Below are 672 nucleotides of genomic sequence, written 5' to 3' on the forward strand. Positions count from 1 at the left end.
TGCCGGGACCGCGCGCGCCCGAAAAAGTGTCGCCAAAAATCTGGCTGAAGATGTCGCTGTTGCCGTCGAACGGATCGCCACCCGGTCGGCCGGAGCGGAATTCGAACCGCGAACCGCCCGGACCCTGTTGCCGACGAAAGCCGCCAAAGGGATCGCCGCCACCGGCAGCGCCTTCAAAGCCCTGGAATCGCGGCTTGCCGTCGGCGTCGATCTCGCCGCGATCGAAAGCGGCGCGATTCTTTTCGTCGCCGACGATCTCGTAGGCCTGGTTGGCCGCGGCAAAACGGTCCTTCGCCTTGGGATCATTCGGATTCTGGTCCGGATGATGCTTCTTGGCGAGTTTCCGATACGCCGACTTTATGTCCTTGGCCGATGCGTTCCTGGCAACGCCCAGCACCTCATAGGGGTCGCGCATGTGCTTACTGCCCTGGAGTAGAGTTGAGTCTCTTGTGCCACCTATATGCGCTCGCATAGGAAGAAATTCCAGTGCTGGAGCAGCATATCAGACGCGGAAAATCAGAGCGCCTTGAAGTCCTGCATGCGCCAGCCGCCGGCGCTGGCCAGGCACAGTTCGCCTTCGAACATGGCAACGCCGTCAAAGCTTTCGCGCGAGGCCTTGAAGCGGCGGCAGGTCTGGCCGTTGTCCTTCAATTCCGCCAGATCGGTGATGGA

At 61.3% G+C, this 672-nt stretch carries 2 protein-coding genes; both read right to left on the reverse strand.

What is annotated here, in order from left to right; translation table 11 throughout:
- A partial coding sequence (locus EN939_RS36815; RefSeq protein WP_164751625.1) for a DnaJ domain-containing protein occupies positions 1–415 on the reverse strand: 415 nt, incomplete at its 3' end.
- A 101-nt stretch (positions 416–516) separates the two neighbouring features.
- Positions 517–672: RT0821/Lpp0805 family surface protein (locus tag EN939_RS36820; RefSeq protein WP_245473329.1), on the reverse strand; the 156-nt coding region annotated here is incomplete at its 5' end.

Source organism: Mesorhizobium sp. M7A.F.Ca.CA.002.05.1.1 (assembly GCF_003998335.1).
In the GTDB taxonomy this organism is placed as follows: domain Bacteria; phylum Pseudomonadota; class Alphaproteobacteria; order Rhizobiales; family Rhizobiaceae; genus Mesorhizobium.